Source organism: Natribaculum luteum (genome assembly GCF_023008545.1).
GTDB lineage: Archaea > Halobacteriota > Halobacteria > Halobacteriales > Natrialbaceae > Natribaculum > Natribaculum luteum.
Genome location: NZ_CP095397.1, coordinates 2047305 through 2062257, shown reverse-complemented (window position 1 = coordinate 2062257; position 14953 = coordinate 2047305). Strand labels below are relative to the sequence as shown.

The 14953-nt window shown below is 65.5% G+C and carries 16 protein-coding genes; 9 read left to right on the top strand and 7 right to left on the bottom strand.

Translation table 11 applies throughout. From position 1 onward, the window contains the following. Nucleotides 1–10: 10 nt before the first annotated feature. On the bottom strand, nucleotides 11–1510 hold the full coding sequence (locus MU558_RS10615; RefSeq protein WP_246966246.1) for an HPP family protein: 1500 nt from the start codon (nucleotides 1508–1510) through the stop codon (nucleotides 11–13). Between the two features lie 63 nt (nucleotides 1511–1573). Next, a complete protein-coding gene (deoC, locus tag MU558_RS10610; protein WP_246966245.1) occupies nucleotides 1574–2212 on the bottom strand; it encodes a deoxyribose-phosphate aldolase in 639 nt (212 codons plus the stop codon). A 103-nt stretch (nucleotides 2213–2315) separates the two neighbouring features. Here deoC and MU558_RS10605 point away from each other — a divergent pair, with 103 nt between their 5' ends. From MU558_RS10605 to MU558_RS10585, 5 genes are all read left to right on the top strand, one after another. Continuing rightward, a complete protein-coding gene (locus MU558_RS10605; RefSeq protein ID WP_246966244.1) occupies nucleotides 2316–3293 on the top strand; it encodes a ribose 1,5-bisphosphate isomerase in 978 nt (325 codons plus the stop codon). Between the two features lie 75 nt (nucleotides 3294–3368). Then, nucleotides 3369–4190: a DUF63 family protein gene (locus tag MU558_RS10600; protein ID WP_246966243.1), complete on the top strand. Its 822-nt coding sequence runs from the start codon at nucleotides 3369–3371 to the stop codon at nucleotides 4188–4190. Nucleotides 4191–4237: 47 nt separating this feature from the next. Further along, complete coding sequence (locus MU558_RS10595; protein WP_246966242.1) at nucleotides 4238–5119, top strand: ATP-dependent ribose-1-phosphate kinase; 882 nt, start codon at nucleotides 4238–4240, stop codon at nucleotides 5117–5119. A 132-nt stretch (nucleotides 5120–5251) separates the two neighbouring features. Beyond that, nucleotides 5252–5560: a HalOD1 output domain-containing protein gene (locus MU558_RS10590; protein WP_246966241.1), complete on the top strand. Its 309-nt coding sequence runs from the start codon at nucleotides 5252–5254 to the stop codon at nucleotides 5558–5560. Between the two features lie 82 nt (nucleotides 5561–5642). Further along, complete coding sequence (locus tag MU558_RS10585; protein ID WP_246966240.1) at nucleotides 5643–6371, top strand: guanosine phosphorylase; 729 nt, start codon at nucleotides 5643–5645, stop codon at nucleotides 6369–6371. On the opposite strand, the gene MU558_RS10580 is transcribed toward MU558_RS10585, so the two are convergent. Beyond that, nucleotides 6368–7150 carry an HNH endonuclease gene (locus tag MU558_RS10580; protein ID WP_246966239.1) on the bottom strand — a complete coding sequence of 261 codons (783 nt, stop codon included), beginning with the start codon at nucleotides 7148–7150 and terminating at the stop codon, nucleotides 6368–6370. The two genes, MU558_RS10585 and MU558_RS10580, sit on opposite strands and share 4 nt — an antisense overlap. Before the next feature lie 119 nt (nucleotides 7151–7269). Between MU558_RS10580 and MU558_RS10575 the strand changes: the two genes are divergently transcribed. Beyond that, complete coding sequence (locus tag MU558_RS10575) at nucleotides 7270–7437, top strand: hypothetical protein (protein WP_246966238.1); 168 nt, start codon at nucleotides 7270–7272, stop codon at nucleotides 7435–7437. Nucleotides 7438–7584: 147 nt separating this feature from the next. Here the strand turns inward: MU558_RS10575 and MU558_RS10570 are convergent, their stop codons facing one another. Beyond that, nucleotides 7585–8259: a DUF547 domain-containing protein gene (locus MU558_RS10570; RefSeq protein ID WP_246966237.1), complete on the bottom strand. Its 675-nt coding sequence runs from the start codon at nucleotides 8257–8259 to the stop codon at nucleotides 7585–7587. Nucleotides 8260–8409: 150 nt separating this feature from the next. On the opposite strand from MU558_RS10570, the gene MU558_RS10565 reads away from it, so the two are divergent. Continuing rightward, nucleotides 8410–9429 carry an AI-2E family transporter gene (locus MU558_RS10565; protein ID WP_246966236.1) on the top strand — a complete coding sequence of 340 codons (1020 nt, stop codon included), beginning with the start codon at nucleotides 8410–8412 and terminating at the stop codon, nucleotides 9427–9429. A gap of 42 nt (nucleotides 9430–9471) precedes the next feature. Here MU558_RS10565 and MU558_RS10560 read toward each other — a convergent pair whose 3' ends face one another. Further along, complete coding sequence (locus tag MU558_RS10560) at nucleotides 9472–11436, bottom strand: hypothetical protein (RefSeq protein ID WP_246966235.1); 1965 nt, start codon at nucleotides 11434–11436, stop codon at nucleotides 9472–9474. Nucleotides 11437–11604: 168 nt separating this feature from the next. Between MU558_RS10560 and MU558_RS10555 the strand changes: the two genes are divergently transcribed. Next, entirely contained in the window at nucleotides 11605–12858 is a 1254-nt protein-coding gene (locus MU558_RS10555; protein ID WP_246966234.1) for a tRNA (N(6)-L-threonylcarbamoyladenosine(37)-C(2))-methylthiotransferase, read from the top strand. Here MU558_RS10555 and MU558_RS10550 read toward each other — a convergent pair. Continuing rightward, nucleotides 12855–13793 carry a cation diffusion facilitator family transporter gene (locus MU558_RS10550; RefSeq protein ID WP_246966233.1) on the bottom strand — a complete coding sequence of 313 codons (939 nt, stop codon included), beginning with the start codon at nucleotides 13791–13793 and terminating at the stop codon, nucleotides 12855–12857. The two genes, MU558_RS10555 and MU558_RS10550, sit on opposite strands and share 4 nt — an antisense overlap. A gap of 119 nt (nucleotides 13794–13912) precedes the next feature. Beyond that, a complete protein-coding gene (locus MU558_RS10545) occupies nucleotides 13913–14452 on the bottom strand; it encodes an HIT family protein (protein ID WP_246966232.1) in 540 nt (179 codons plus the stop codon). A gap of 276 nt (nucleotides 14453–14728) precedes the next feature. Between MU558_RS10545 and MU558_RS10540 the strand changes: the two genes are divergently transcribed. Continuing rightward, complete coding sequence (locus MU558_RS10540; protein WP_246966231.1) at nucleotides 14729–14929, top strand: DUF7835 family putative zinc beta-ribbon protein; 201 nt, start codon at nucleotides 14729–14731, stop codon at nucleotides 14927–14929. Nucleotides 14930–14953 lie beyond the last annotated feature (24 nt).

Below are 14953 nucleotides of genomic sequence, written 5' to 3'. Positions count from 1 at the left end.
CGCGGGCGGCTTACCGCCGACGTCCACGGTGGACGATCGCGACGTCGGAATCGAGGCCGCGGAGCTTCCGAAACGTCGGTGGAGAGACGAACCGCGATGCCGTCGAGCGGTCGGTACTCGAGCCGACGAAGATGACGTCGTACCGTGGCGCGACCTGTGAGAGGTACGTCTCGACCGAGGCGGCAGCGACGTGGGTCTCGAATCGGCCGGTGAAGGCGTCGACGAGGTCCGCAAGCGTGTTCTCGGCCGATCGACGGCGTGACTCGCGGTCGATACACGTACAGACGCCGGTCGTTCCGCCGGAACCGGCCACGCGGATCGCGAAGTCGAGCATCGCGCGAGCGGTGTCGCCCGCGCCCCGGACCGCGACGAGTGCGTTCTCCCACCGATGGCGACCGTCGCACGACCGAAACACGACGACGTCGATCTCGCCCTCGAACAGGCCCATGATGAACGACGAGAGCCCACCGCGCTCGTGTTCCTCGTAGGGCGTGACGATGAGATCACAGTTGTTCTGCCGGGCAGTCTGAAGGACGAGGTTCGACGAGGCCTGGCCGTCGACCGCGACGACGACCTCACAGGGGACGCCGTACTCCGTCTCGAGGTCGTCTGCGAGAGTCTCGAGGTGTTGTGCCACGGTCCTGGCTCGTTCCGCGGTTTCGGCGATCCGTTCGTCTGCACGTACCGCGTCGGCACCTGCGCCGTCGGTCTGAGACTCACGCGAATCGACTGCATCGCGTGACGTCGACTCGCCTTCGGGCGACGTAGGTTCGTCCGCGGCGTGCCGGGCGGGCGTCTCGTCGACGACGCCGAAGAGGACGACTTTCCCGGCCTCGTGTGCGCTGGCGATCGAGGCAGCAAAGCGCGCGGTCGTCTCCGAGCCGTTCTGCATGGGGACGAGCACGTGGTCGTCACCCCTCGTCGTCTGGTAGAGATAGCGGGCCCGTTCCTCGTAGAACCGACTGCGCCAGACGACGAACACGATCGCGATGAACGTACTCGAGGCGGCGATGCCGACGACGTACGCGAGCTGGGCGCTTCCGGTGACGAGTACGAGCAACGCGGTCGAGAACGCCGTCGGTTCCTCGAGGTCGAGCGCCCAGGTGGCCGAGCCGGTAAGGAAGACGCCCAGCGCTGCGCCGACCGCACTGATGGGTCCTCCCTCGAGTCCGACCCACGCCGCCACGACGAGTGCGAACCAGCCACAGAGCGCGCCCGCGGTCATCCCGCCGACGAATTTCCAGGGCGTGGAGTAGCGTCCTTCGGGGTCGGCAAAGAGGGTGTACGTCCCGGAGGCGAGCGGCGGGAACAGCAGGAACGAGATGACGTCGGTCGCGTTCGACAACCACGTCACCGCGGCGATGAGCAGCGGAACGAACACGATGACCGATACGTGCTGGAGGTTCCCCGTCCGTTCGACCCACCGCAAGAGCGCGTCGAGTTCGCGCCGCTCCAGCCGCCGGAGCCGCCTCGCGAGCGCGACAAGCCGCGCCCGCACACCCTCGAGCATGACGTACCGTATGGGCAGCCGCCAATGAAAGTTTTTGGTCCGTGAACGACCAGCGCAGCGGTTCTACGGTTCTGGCGCCTCGGTGACGATCGCCACGCCACTCGAGGCGCCGATGCGCTCGGCACCTGCGTCGATCATCGCCATCGCCTCGTCGTAGCTGCCGATGCCGCCGCTGGCCTTGACGGGGAGGTACTCGCTCATGAGCTCGACGTCCGCGACCGTGGCACCCCCGGACGCGAACCCCGTCGACGTCTTTACCATCGCGGCGTCGGCGTCGACGGCCGCCTCGCAGGCCCGACGCTTCTCCGCGTCCGAGAGCAGCGCCGTCTCGAGGATCACCTTCACCGGGACTGGGACGGCGGCGACGAGTTCCTCGAGTTCGGCCGTCACGACGTCGTCGTCGCCGGCTTTCAGCCGACCGACGTTGAGGACGACGTCGAGTTCGTCAGCGCCGGCCTTCCAGGCGGCCACGCTCTCGTGGCGCTTCGTGTCGTGATCGTGTTGTCCGTGTGGGAATCCGACGACCGTCGCGAGGGTGACGTCGGGAGCAGCGGCCGCCGCCTCCTCGAGGTAACAGGGCGGCACGCAGGCGTTCATCCCGTACCGGTCGGCTTCCTCGAGGACGCGCTCGACGTCCGCGGGCGTCGTCGTGGGGCCGAGGACGGTGTGATCGATCATCGGCGCGAGTTCGCGTCGATCCATAACCGGGTCGACTCGTCGAACGGGCAAAAAGACGCCCGCTCCCGGTGGCCGACCCAGCGGGTGTGCCCCGCTGCTTTTGGTCGCCGGCGACCTACCTCGAGTCATGAGCGACGACCGGCCCGACGTCGCACCCGCCGTCGAGGAGACCGCCGAGTCCATCTCGGCGATGGAGATCCGCGGGGCGGCGACTATCGCGGATGCGGCGGCGGCGGCGCTGGCGACGCAGGCCGAACAGTCCGACGCCGCCACGCCTGCGGCGTTCCGGGCGCAGCTTCGCGCCGCGGCCAGGGAGTTGTACGAGACGCGGCCGACGGCCGTCAGCCTGCCGAACGCGCTCCGGTACGTCCTCCGCGGGATGGACGGCGAGACCGTCGCGGAACTGCAGTCGTCGGCCGTCGCACGCGCCGAGCGATTCCGGGCCGACCTCGAGCAGGCCCAGGATACGCTCGGCGAAATCGGCGCAAACCGGTTGCGCGACGGCGACGTCGTGATGACCCACTGTCACTCGACGGACGTACTGGCCTGCATCGAGGCGGCACTCGAGGAGGGCAAACACGTCGAGGCGATCGTCAAAGAGACCCGACCCCGAAAGCAGGGACATATCACGGCGGCGCAGTTGCGCGAGTGGGACGTTCCCGTCACGCTGATCGTCGACAACGCCACCCGACGATACCTGGACGACGCGGACCACGTCCTCGTCGGTGCGGACAGTATCGCGGCCGACGGGAGCGTCGTCAACAAGATCGGGACGAGCGGTCTCGCAGTCAACGCCCGCGAGCGCGGCATTCCGGTGGTGGTCGCCGCCCAGACGATCAAGCTCCACCCGGACACGATGACGGGTCACACCGTCGAGATCGAGATGCGCGACGAGACGGAGGTACTCTCGGAAGGCGAACGGGCCGAGATCACCGGCGACGACGCGGACGAGGGATTGGTCGTCGAAAACCCCGCGTTCGACGTCACGCCGCCGCGACACGTCGACGCGATCGTGACCGAACGCGGACAGTTCCCTCCCGAGAGCATCGTGACGCTCATGCGCGAACTGTTCGGCGAAACGACCGGCGAGCCCTGGGAATCCTGATCGACGGACGGACGTTCGGCCCGGAATCGTCGGCAATCGGAAAGTGTTAGTCGCTGGTATGTGCCTACTCAGAGTATGGCCATCCCAGAGGGATTCGTCCTCCCGCCGTGGTACGTTCTCGCCTTGCTGGTCCTGTTGCTGGCAGCCGTCGTGGCGCTACTGTGGGTACTCGAGCCGCCCGTGACGGACGAGACGGTCATCGCCTTCGCCCCGTGGATGATGTTCGGGTCGACGTTACACGTCCTCTACAAGATCGACGCGTTTCCGACGTCTATCGAACCGCTGTTCAGCGCTCCCACTGTCTACCTGACGACCGCGATCGTCGCGGGCAGCGCCTGGCTGCTCGGGAGCTTCCTCTACGCCGCGGGATTCCAGCGCTCGATCGCCCGATTCGTCGGCGTCTCCGGCACCGCCTTCTTCACCGTCTTCGCAGTATTCACGCTCTATCACGGCTGGATGGCAGGGACGATCGAGCCGTTCTGGCCGGTCCTTTCGGTCGTCATCACGGGCGTCGTCGCCGCGCTCGCGTGGCTCGGACTGAGCCTCTGGTTTACCGACGTCGCCGCCATTACGGGTCTAAGCGGCGCGTTCGTCGTCTTCTCGCAGGCCCTCGACGGCGTCACGACCGCCGTCGGCTACGACGTCCTCGGGGCCGGCGAAGACGTCCCCGCCTCGCAGTTCATTCTCGAGGCCGGAGCAGCCCTGCCGACCTACGAGTACGTCGGGGCCGGCTGGCTGTTCGTCCTGGTGAAAGTCGTTCTCGCGCTCGTCGTCGTCGGCCTGTTCGCAGACTTCGTTCGCGAAGAGCCACGGCGCGGACGAATCCTGCTCGGACTGATCGCCGCCATCGGTCTGGGTCCTGGCACGCACAACGTCCTCCTGTTTGTCGTCGCCTAGACGTCAGCGTTTTGCCCCCGGCGGTCGTCCCCTCGACGTATCCCAGAATGGTCACCGTGCTCACCGCGGGGCACGTCAACTGGGACGTGACGCTCCGCGTCGACAGGTTGCCCGAACCGGACGGCGAAGTGTCGATCCGCTCGCAACGTCAGTCCGGCGGCGGGAGCGCAGCCAACGTCGCCGCTGCCCTCACCCGCCTCGAGGTCGACGCTGGGCTGATCGGGAGCGTCGGCGACGACGACAACGGCCTGCTCGCCAGACGCGAACTCGAGCGACACGGAATCGATCTCGAGGGACTTCGCGTCGTCTCCGACGCGCAGACGGCGGTGAAGTACCTGCTCGTCGACGACGACGGCGAGGTGGCGGTGCTGGGAAACGACGGCGTCAACGAGGCCGTCCGGCCGGAACACGTCGACCCAGCCCGGATTCGCGACGCAGATCACGTCCACCTTACGGGCCAACATCCCGAAACCGCCGCCGCCATCGCCTCGATCGCGAGCGAGGCTGGCGTCACGGTCAGCTTCGATCCCGGCCGACGACTCGGCGACCGGGACTACGGCGACGCCCTCGCTGCCGCCGACGTGATTTTCGCGACCGACCGCGAGGCCGAGGCGATCCTCGAGTCGGAGTACCCCGGATCGACGTTCGGCGACCGAACCGTCGTCCTCACGTACGGCGGCGACGGGGCCGAAGTCCACACTCCCGAGGGATCGTTCCACCACCCTGGGTTCGACGTCGACCCGGTCGACACGACCGGTGCGGGCGACGCATTCGCCGCCGGTTTCATCGCGACTCACCTCGAGACCGAGGACGTCGAACGCGCGCTCGAATTCGCGAACGCCTGCGGTGCGCTGGCCGCGAGCCAAGCGGGCGCGCGGGGCGCACCGACGATGGCGGCGGTGACCGACTTCCTCGATGACCGATTTTGACTCCCCTGTCGGCCGGGAGCACGAGCGACGGCAAGCGCAGTCCGTTTTCACCGTCCGATGTCTGACGGTAGATATATGGACTGAGCCGTTGCCCACTCGAGTACACGGTCACGGAATCGTGACAGTGAGAGCATGAGTAAACAGATTACTGGTGGGTCTACATACGAAAACGATGGCGGCGGTCGAGAAGTGCGATACGATCGAGACGACGGCGAGCCACCGAGCGTCGCCGTCGCGACGGCACTCGCGACGTACCACGGCGACGATGTCACCACGACGAGCACGCGGCTGTACGACCACATCGACCCGGAAGCACTCGACGCCCTCTTCGCGGACAGGTACGACGGCGGCGGCCGACGGGCCGGGGACGTGACGTTCGACGTCGGCGACGCGACCATCAGCGTCCGCTCCGAAAGCGTGCGCGTGTACCCCAGGGAGTGATCGTGTCTGTTGTGACGGCGAGGACGCGGCCGCTCGCGCCGGGAACGCACGTTTTTTCTCGTCTCCGGCGGAACGCGCGGATATGGCAACGCAGCCGCACCTGTTGATCGACGACGGAGACGTAGCCGACGTCGCGCTCCTGCCGGGCGATCCGGACCGCGTCGACCGCATCGCAGACCACTGCGACGACGCGGAGACGGTCGCACAGAACCGCGAGTACAAGGTAGTAAACGCGACTTACGAGGGCCGAGAGCTGACGATCTGTTCGACGGGGATCGGCTGTCCCTCCGCCGCGATCGCCGTCGAGGAACTCGCCGCCGTCGGCGTCGAGGCGTTCGTCCGCGTCGGCACGACCGGGGCGCTCCAGGAAGGAATCGAGATCGGCGACATGGTCGTCGCAAGCGGCGCAGCGAAAAACGAGGGGACGACCAGACGGTACGAGACCGTCGAGTACCCCGCAGTGCCCGACTACGACGCGCTGTCGGCGCTCGTCGACGCCGCCGAGGCCAACGACGAGGACGTCCACGTCGGTCCCGTCGCCACCGACGACGCCTACTACGCCGAGAACGACGAGGCCGTCGACGACTGGGAAGCCGCGGGCCTGCTCGCCGTCGAGATGGAAGCCGCCGCGATCTTCTCACTCGCACGCCGCAAGGGCCTTCGTGCCGGCGCGATCTGCACCGTCGACGGCAACCTCGTCGAAGGCACACAGAAAGGAACCGACACCGAAGACGACGAACTCCCCGAGAAGGCGAAGAACAACGTCGCCCGCGCCATCGACATCGCACTCGAGGCCGCGACGACCCTCTAGTCGGCCAGCGTCTCGGCGAGAGCTGTCGCCCCGTCGGTCACACGTTCGGTCGTCGCCGACGTCCGCTCGAGCGAGCGGTTGAGCGTCGAGAAGAGCGCGTCGACCCGCACGGTCCCGTTCGCGTCTCGCCACTCGGTCACGTCGAGACGAGTGATCTCGCACTCGGCGCACTGGGATTGGTCGGCCTCGAGCGATTCGAAACAGACGTGACACCTGCCGAGTGCCGACGTCACCGTCTCGACCAGGTCGACGACGGCCGAGAGCCGGGTTCGAAGTCGGGCCGACGCGTCGGCGAAGGCGTCGAACGCCTCGAGTACGTCGCCGCCGAGCCGTGATCGGTCGGCCGTGTCGACGGCCTCGAACTGGGCGTCGACGACCGCGAGTGCGAGCAGGATCCGTCGGCGACTGGCGGCGTACGGCGGACGGTCGCCGGCCTCGAGTGTCGCCGGGAGCGACGTCGCGAGCGAGGCGAACTCGGCGACGTCGGAGACCGCGCCGCTCTGCGTCCGCGTGATCTCACGGATCGTCCGAAAGAGCCCATCGGCGGTCAGGACTCGAGACTCGGCAGTCGACGCAGTCGGGTCGTCCAGCCGCTCGAAACAGTCCACACAGAGGGTGACGAGAGAACGCGGGTGGGCCGCGTCGACGGATCGTCGTCCGACCGCGAACAGCCGAAGGTCGTCACCGGCGGATTCGCCGTCCGTCCGACAGTGCTGGCATTCGTAGCCGTCTCGTTCGAACACCGCCCGCCCGTCGGATCGCTGCGCTCGGGAAGCCACGCCGCATCGAAGACGCGGGCGTGCCAAAAGTACACCGACTACGAGGTCGTGCTCGTTCGATCGTGTGCTTGAGCGTGCGCGCACGAACGATATGACCCTGCAGTGAGGACAGTATCTACATGCCCGGGAAAAACGTCTCGAAGATACCGATCGAGTGCCCGCTCTGTCACGCGGCGTTCGAGTTCGAGCGTGCCCTTCGAGCGCACCTGCACGAGGGCCACGACGAGACGGAACTCGTCGACGAGATCATCACGCACGTCGAAGAACTCGAACGGGGCCGCGTCTGATAGCGCTGGTCGTCCGTCGGTTCCGGCACACGCGCGATGGTCACGGGCGTATCGGGACGCAGAGCCGTCGACGGTGTGACGGCCGCGACGGCGAGCAACCGTAACCCGTCTCGCGGTTGCCCCGGTACACAGTCGCCGCCATCAGTATCAGTCGTACGCGAGCGACGGCGTCGCGTCGGGCGGAACCGCGTCGTATCGCCGCAGGAACTCGAGGACGCCGCGTCGCCCACCGAAGTCCCCCTGATACCACAGGAACAGTCGCGGCACGGTCACGACGTTCTCGTTCGGATCGTAGCTCACGTTCTCGTCGAGAAACCACTCGGTCGCGACGTCGAGTTCCTCGTTGCAGTCGTCCGGCGAGTAGACGGTGACCGGCGGACTCTTGTCGGTTCCCTTCGAGAGGACGAAGTGGATTCGCGGGTCGACCTCCTCGAGTCGATACGTGCGCTCGAACGACGACGGGAACGGTCGCGGGAGGTAGCCGAGTCCCCACGGGTGCTTCGAACTCCGGAGCAGACCGTGTTCGACGTCGTCGAGACTCAACCACCGTCCGGCGATGGGGATCCAGTCCCGAGCGAAGAACCGCCAGCGGGAGAGAGGTCCATCGTCGAGAGACGGCCCGTCGTCCAGGCGCAACTGGACGTAGGCGTTGTAACAGTTGAGCCAGAACACCAGTCGCTGTCGACGGCTGGCCAGCGCCCTCGAGAGTCGTTCGCGCTCGAGGGTAGCGAGGCGATCACGCAGTCCGGCGACGTCACCTCCGGTCTTGACTGCGTACAACAGGTCGGCCGAGATCGTGAGCGGATCGAGCCGAGTCGACATCCAGTTGTTATTTCGGGTACCAGCACCTTGAAGCCGTGTTCCAACCGAAGTCGACAGTCGGATTCCCGGACACGTCTCCGTCGTCCACGAGACGGCGTCACGGCACGAACATGGTTCGGTTTTATGCAAAGTCGTGTCGAATCGACATGTGTGAATCTCAGTAAGGGATATCTCCTCGCGCTCGTCGTCGCCTTCGGCGCCCTCTCGCTGCTGCTCGTCTTGCCGTTCGCCCAGTACGTCCTCGTCGCGGTGCTCATCGCGTACATTCTCCACCCGTTGCAGGAGCGACTCGAGTCGCGCACGTCGCCGACCGTCTCGGCGCTCGCGCTCGTTTTACTCGCCACCGCAGGGTTCGTGGTCCCGTTCGTGTTGATGCTCGGCGTGGTCGTCGACAGCGCGACGCGAATCGTCGAGGGCTTCGATCCCGAGTCGGTCCAGTTGGCGGAACTCGAGCGGATCATCGCGGAGCGGACGGGAATGCAAGTCGACCTGACGTCGGAGCTTACGACCTCGGGCCAGGAGGTCGGGCTGGTCGTCCTCCAGCAGTCGCCGAACGCGTTCACGACGATCACGCACACCCTGATCGGCCTCGGGCTGGCGATCTTTCTCGTCTACTACCTCCTCAAAGACGGGCGTGCGTTCGTCGACTGGGTCCGGGAGACGACGCCGCTTCCTGCCGACGTCCAGGACGACTTTTACCGCGAACTGAACGCCGTTATGTGGGCCGTCCTCGTCGGTCACGTCCTGATCGCCATCGTCCAGGGAGTTATCGCCGGGGCAGGGCTGATCGCGACCGGAGTCCCGAACGGCATCTTCTGGACGTTCGTGATGATCGTGCTCGCGTTGATTCCGCTGGTCGGCGCGTTCCTCGTGTGGGGTCCCGCAGTGGTCTACCTCGCGTTGACCGGCGAGCCGTTTCTCGCGGTCGCACTGTTCGTCTACAGCGCGATCGTCGTCAGCATCTCCGACGACTACCTCCGACCGATCGTCGTCGACCGCTACGCCGAACTCAGTCCTGCGATCATCATTCTCGGCGTCCTCGGCGGTGCATACGCGTTCGGCATCATGGGCCTGTTCTTCGGACCGGTCATTCTCGGTGCGTTCGCGGCGACGCTCTCTGTCGTCAACGAACACTACCACCGACTCGAGGCAGAACAGGCAAGCGGCTAACTGCCCGCTCGAGTCTCGACTCGAGACGAAAAAAGAGTGGCCTCAGGACCGCCGTCGGTAGAAGACGCCCGCGCCGGCCGCGACGAGCGCGATCACGGCCAAAAGCGCGACGGCGACTGGTGTATCGACGGGCAGCAGTGAGCCGTCGTCGGCGACGCCGAGGTACGACTGGACCGCTTCGTCGTCGATCGAGGGGAACTCGCGGTCCCACTCGCCGGGTTCGTGGACCGCCGTCTCCTCGCCGACGCGGTCGTGTTCGCGGATCTGCGATTCGGAGGCGTCCTCGCCGACGAACTCCTCGACGGTCACGTACGTCGTCGTCGTGCCGTCGTCGGTCTCACCGTGGACGGCAGTCACCGTCAGGTTGTCGTCGGTCTCGATCGGGACGCCCTCGAGAGCAGCGAGGTTGTCGAACATCGCAGCCGAACGGACCTCGAACGACTCCTCGTCGACCGAGGCGGACAGTTTCGCGACCTCGAACTCCGAGTTACGGACGTTCTCGACGGTTTCGACGACGTCCTCGTCGACGTCACCGTCCTGTTCGGCAGACTGGATCAGCTGGTCGAGCGCCCGGTCGAGCATCTCGTCCTGGCTGGACTCGTAGTCGTAGCTGATCTCGAGTTCGTCGTCGACGGTCTGTGCGTCGAACTCGTAGGTTGTCTCGCCGACGTACTGCTCGAGGCCGCGATCCTCGAGTTCGGTCACGTACGCCTCCCAGTTGTCGGCGTCGGACTGGCCGGTAAACGCGTACGTGGTCCGATCCTCTTCGACGTCGATCGACAGATTCCACGACGAGGTCCGGACGAGGTCGGCCTCGTTCTGTGCGTCGATCGTCTCGCCGATCTCGTCGTACTGGTCGGCGAGGTCGTCGTCGAGGTCGTCGACCGACTCGGCGATCTCGACGAAGCCGAGGACCAGTTCGTCGTAGTTGTCGATCGCGACGTCCCACTCGGAGGAGAGGTCGGTTCCGCTCGCGTCCAGCGAGTAGTGGATTCGGTCGACCTCCAGTGCAGCGATGCGGTCGGCGATCGACTGGGCCTCGTGCTCGTCGAGGTCGAACTCGGAGTTGGTCGCGAGCTGCTGTGCCAGTTGCGATGCAAGCTGGTCTTTCACGTCCTGGAACGTGACGGTGTACTCGAGGGAGACGGCGTGTTCGCTGTCACCTTCCTCGAAGTCGTACTCTTCGAGCGAGACGTCGGCCGTCCCGCCGAGCCCCATGGCGACCCCGGCGTACCGGCTCTCGAGGCTGGCTTCGGCGTCGGCACGCGTGTCCCAGCTATCTCGTTCCCAGTCGAAGACCGTCGTCTGCTCGACGACCTCGAGGTCGTAGGTACCGTCGGTTTCGGTGATCGTCACCTCGAGGTGTTCGCCGGCCCCCTGTGCAGCCACGGAATCTGCCGGGAGCGAAGCGCTCACCGATCCTGCTGACGTAAACGTCGAGGCGGTCGTCTTCGTCTCGGCGTCGACGGTCGCCGACCCGACGGCCGGTGCGTTCTCGGCGGTGGCGACGCTCACGGTGACGTCAGCACTCGAGGAGGCGGTCGTTCGCGTGCGCGTGTTCTCGACGGTCGCCTCGAGATTCTCGACGTCGTCGGTCGTGTTCGTCGTCAGGTCTCCGGAACTCGTGATCGACTCGGGGGTCATCTTGACCGACAGGTCGCCGGCCACCCCGAGTTCGTCCTGGTCTACGTCCTCGAACTCGTCGAACGTCCCGGAGTAGAGGACGTGCATCAGCCCCGACTGCGTCTCGAGTCCGAACTCGCCAGCCAGCGCGTCGGCGTCGTCGGCGTCATCGTGGGCTTCCTCGTAGACGAGAATCGCGTCACCGTTTTCTTCGACGTACACTTCGTCGACGTCGTCGACGTCGTCGACGTCGGTCTGTTCGCCCGTCTGGGCCTGCGTCGACGAACCGAGCGGGTCGGCAGTTGCACCGACTGCGACGACCCCCGCGCTCGTGACGAGCAGGAGGGCGAGCAGTAGTGCAAAAATTTGTTTCTTGCCAAACATACGATACGGTCGTCATCTGAGGGCTATAATAGTTTCCATCACTGAAAGTCACCCGCTCCGAGGTGTCTTGGATGGTGCGTGGCTCGGGTCGTCGATTCGCGGGGAGACGCTCGACGGTGACGGGAATCCGTCGCGCTTTTGCCGCGTGAGACCCGAGTAACGGAGCGAATGGCCCGGTACCACATCGAGACGTACGGCTGTACGTCGAACCGCGGCGAGAGCCGGGAGATCGAGCGACGGCTCCGCGACGCGGGTCACCACCGGGTCGACGGCCCAGACGAGGCGGACGTCGCAATCATGAACTCCTGTACGGTCGTCGAGAAGACCGAGCGAAACATGCTCCGCCGGGCCGAGGAACTCGCCGACGAGACGGCAGATCTCATCGTCACCGGTTGTATGGCGCTCGCACAGGGCGAGGAGTTCGAGGACGCGGGTATTGACGCCGAGATCCTCCACTGGGACGAGGTCCCCGAAGCCGTCACGAACGGCGAGTGTCCGACGACGACGCCCGGCACGGAGCCCGTCCTCGACGGTGTCGTCGGCATCCTCCCGATCGCCCGCGGCTGTATGTCCGACTGTTCGTACTGCATCACGAAGCAGGCGACGGGCAAGATCGACTCGCCGCCTATCGAGGAGAACGTCGAGAAAGCCCGCGCACTCGTCCACGCCGGCGCGAAAGAGATCCGCATCACGGGCCAGGACACCGGCGTCTACGGCTGGGACACGGGCGAACGGAAACTCCACGAACTGCTCGAGCGGATCTGTGCGATCGACGGTGAGTTCCGGGTCCGCGTCGGGATGGCTAACCCGAAAGGCGTCCACGGCATCCGCGAAGAACTCGCCGCAGTCTTCGCGGAAAACGAGAAGCTGTACGACTTCCTACACGCACCCGTCCAGTCGGGATCGAACGACGTGCTGGGCGACATGCGCCGCCAGCACCAGGTCGGAGAGTACCTCGAGGTGGTCGAGACGTTCGACGAGGCCCTCGAGTACTGGACGCTGTCGACGGACTTCATCGTCGGCTTCCCGACGGAGAGCGACGCCGACCACGAGCAGTCGATGGCGCTGTTGCGCGAGACGCGCCCGGAGAAGCTCAACGTCACCCGCTTCTCGAAGCGCCCCGGGACGGACGCAGCCGAAATGAAGGGACTCGGCGGTACGATCAAGAAGGAACGCTCGAGGGAGATGTCCGAACTGAAAATGGAGATCGTCGGCGAAGCCTACGAGGCGATGGTCGGCGAGACGCGAGAAGACGTACTCGTCGTCGAGGAAGGCACTGGAGACTCCGTGAAGTGCCGAGACTCGGCGTACAGGCAGATCATCGTCCGCGACGCCGACGAGTACGACCTCGAGCCCGGTGACTTCGTCGACCTCGAGGTGACGGGTCACAACACGGTCTACGCGTTCGGTCGCCCGCTCTAGGACCTGCCGTCGGTGTACTCGTCGCTCAGTTCCGCCAGCCGACTCGCCTCGTCGTCTTCTTTCCACTCGCCGAGTTCTCGCGGGTCGACGTGGACGAAGACGTCGTCGACCTCGGGAATATCCCGGATCCGTTCGACGACGTCGCTCTCGATGTCGTGTGCCTCGAGGACGGTGTGGTCGCCTTCGACCTCGATGTGGAGGCTGACGTCGATCTCGGGGCCGACGTAGTGGGCGACGACGTCGTGGACGCCCTCGACGTCGGGGTGGGTTATCGCCCGGTGGACGATGTCACAGCGCAGTTCTTCTGGCGGGGCGCCGCCGACGAGATAGTCGAGGTTGTCGTAGACGATTTCGAGACCGGAGTAGACGATCCCGACGGCGACGACGGCGGCCGCGAGGGGATCGAGGACGGGCATCCCGGCCTGGGCACCGGCGACGCCGACGAGGGCAGCGCCCGCCGTGAGGACGTCGTTGCGGTTGTCTTTCGCCGTCGCGATGACGGCGGGCGAGTTGTGCGTCTGCCCGAGACGGAGGCAGTACCGGTAGAACAGGAACTTCGTCCCACCGGCGAACGCGAGCACGGCGACCGCCCAGGGGCCGGTCGCGACGGCAATCTCGCCGGTCAAAAGCGAGTTCGCCGACCGCCAGAGGATCAGTCCACCGACGACGAAGATGACGACCGCGACGAAAAGCGAGACGAACGGTTCGATTCGCTCGTGGCCGTGGGGGTGTTCGGTGTCCGGCGGCTGGGTCGTCACGTATAGTCCGGTGGCGACGACGAGACTGTAACCGACGTCGGCGAGGCTGTTGACCGCCTCCGACCCGACTGCAAGGCTCCCGGACTGGTACCAGACGATCCCCTTGGTCAGCACCAACAGGAGGTTGACGCCGAGGGCGACCAGTCCGACTCGCCGCATCGCTCGCACGCGGTCCATCAGTTCTCTCTACGCAGGGGACACCCAAGGACGTTCCGACAATCGATCGCGACTCGAGCGTGTCGCCGCTGGCGAGGGCACCTCGGATGCGATCGATAGATCGATCGTGTCAGGCAGTGTCACTCGAAGAGGACGGCCCGATCGTCGCCCGCTACTGTCGCCCCCTCCTGGGCCGCGAACGCCTCGTGGAGGTGGTCGTAGGTCTCCTCGAGTGCCTCGACGATCACCGTCGTATCGCCGACGACCGGCATGAAGTTGGTGTCGCCCTCCCAGCGAGGGACGACGTGGGTGTGCAAGTGGTCCTTGATGGACCCGCCAGCGGACTGACCGAGGTTCAAGCCGGCGTTGAACCCGTCCGGCTCGAGTGCGGCCTCGAGTGCGTCGAACGTTCGCTGTTTCAAGCGGGCGTGGTCGAGCAGTTGTTCGTCGGTGAGAGCGCCGTACTCGCCGGTGTGGGCGTAGGGAATCACCATCACGTGACCGGGGTTGTACGGGTAGTTGTTCAGGAGAACGAAGGCGTGTTCGTTGCGGGCGACGATCCGGTTCGCCCGGTCGTCGCTCCGTTCGGGGAATTCACAGAAAACGCAGTCGTCGACGTCCGGGTTCTTGTCGTCGCGTTTGATCCACTCGATCCGCCACGGGGCAAACACCTGCTCCATGCCCGACGTGAGTCGATCCGTGCATATATTACTTGATTCCGCGCGCGATCGCAACGCGCGCGCACATTTCCAACCATCTATTCATCGATGAAATCATATTAATTCGCTATCATTTATTCTTGTATTTCGAACGAAACCCGCTCAAATCGACTTCTAAACGATATAGAACGTTCTCAACCGCTGGATCCAGAACCCGACGCCTGCTTGCGTTTTCCACCCCTTGACGCATGAAATGAAACGAGGATTTATATTCTACCTAGATAGAGTGATCACCCAATGGCAACGACAGACAACTCATTCAACGGGATGACCGAATACTGCGAACGGTGTGGACTCGACACGATCCACGAAGTCTCCGTCCAGATCCGCACGGAGAGTCTGAAAGAGGAGAACGCACAGTTCTCCCGCGAACCGTACCGCGTCACCGAGTGTCAACGATGCGGGCACCGCGAGAGCCAGCGGATGAACAACGCTTGAGTACGCGCCATTTTTGCCGTCGGG

Bases quoted from the DNA above. Each gene is read 5' to 3' on its own strand.
- MU558_RS10555 (WP_246966234.1), top strand. From the start codon at position 11,605: ATGGCCCGGTACCACATCGAGACGTACGGCTGTACGTCGAACCGCGGC.
- MU558_RS10615 (WP_246966246.1), bottom strand. From the start codon at position 1,510: ATGCTCGAGGGTGTGCGGGCGCGGCTTGTCGCGCTCGCGAGGCGGCTC.
- MU558_RS10575 (WP_246966238.1), top strand. From the start codon at position 7,270: ATGCCCGGGAAAAACGTCTCGAAGATACCGATCGAGTGCCCGCTCTGT.
- MU558_RS10600 (WP_246966243.1), top strand. From the start codon at position 3,369: ATGGCCATCCCAGAGGGATTCGTCCTCCCGCCGTGGTACGTTCTCGCC.
- deoC (WP_246966245.1), bottom strand. From the start codon at position 2,212: ATGGATCGACGCGAACTCGCGCCGATGATCGATCACACCGTCCTCGGC.
- MU558_RS10595 (WP_246966242.1), top strand. From the start codon at position 4,238: ATGGTCACCGTGCTCACCGCGGGGCACGTCAACTGGGACGTGACGCTC.
- MU558_RS10570 (WP_246966237.1), bottom strand. From the start codon at position 8,259: ATGTCGACTCGGCTCGATCCGCTCACGATCTCGGCCGACCTGTTGTAC.
- MU558_RS10560 (WP_246966235.1), bottom strand. From the start codon at position 11,436: ATGTTTGGCAAGAAACAAATTTTTGCACTACTGCTCGCCCTCCTGCTC.
- MU558_RS10550 (WP_246966233.1), bottom strand. From the start codon at position 13,793: ATGGACCGCGTGCGAGCGATGCGGCGAGTCGGACTGGTCGCCCTCGGC.
- MU558_RS10585 (WP_246966240.1), top strand. From the start codon at position 5,643: ATGGCAACGCAGCCGCACCTGTTGATCGACGACGGAGACGTAGCCGAC.
- MU558_RS10605 (WP_246966244.1), top strand. From the start codon at position 2,316: ATGAGCGACGACCGGCCCGACGTCGCACCCGCCGTCGAGGAGACCGCC.
- MU558_RS10545 (WP_246966232.1), bottom strand. From the start codon at position 14,452: ATGGAGCAGGTGTTTGCCCCGTGGCGGATCGAGTGGATCAAACGCGAC.
- MU558_RS10590 (WP_246966241.1), top strand. From the start codon at position 5,252: ATGAGTAAACAGATTACTGGTGGGTCTACATACGAAAACGATGGCGGC.
- MU558_RS10540 (WP_246966231.1), top strand. From the start codon at position 14,729: ATGGCAACGACAGACAACTCATTCAACGGGATGACCGAATACTGCGAA.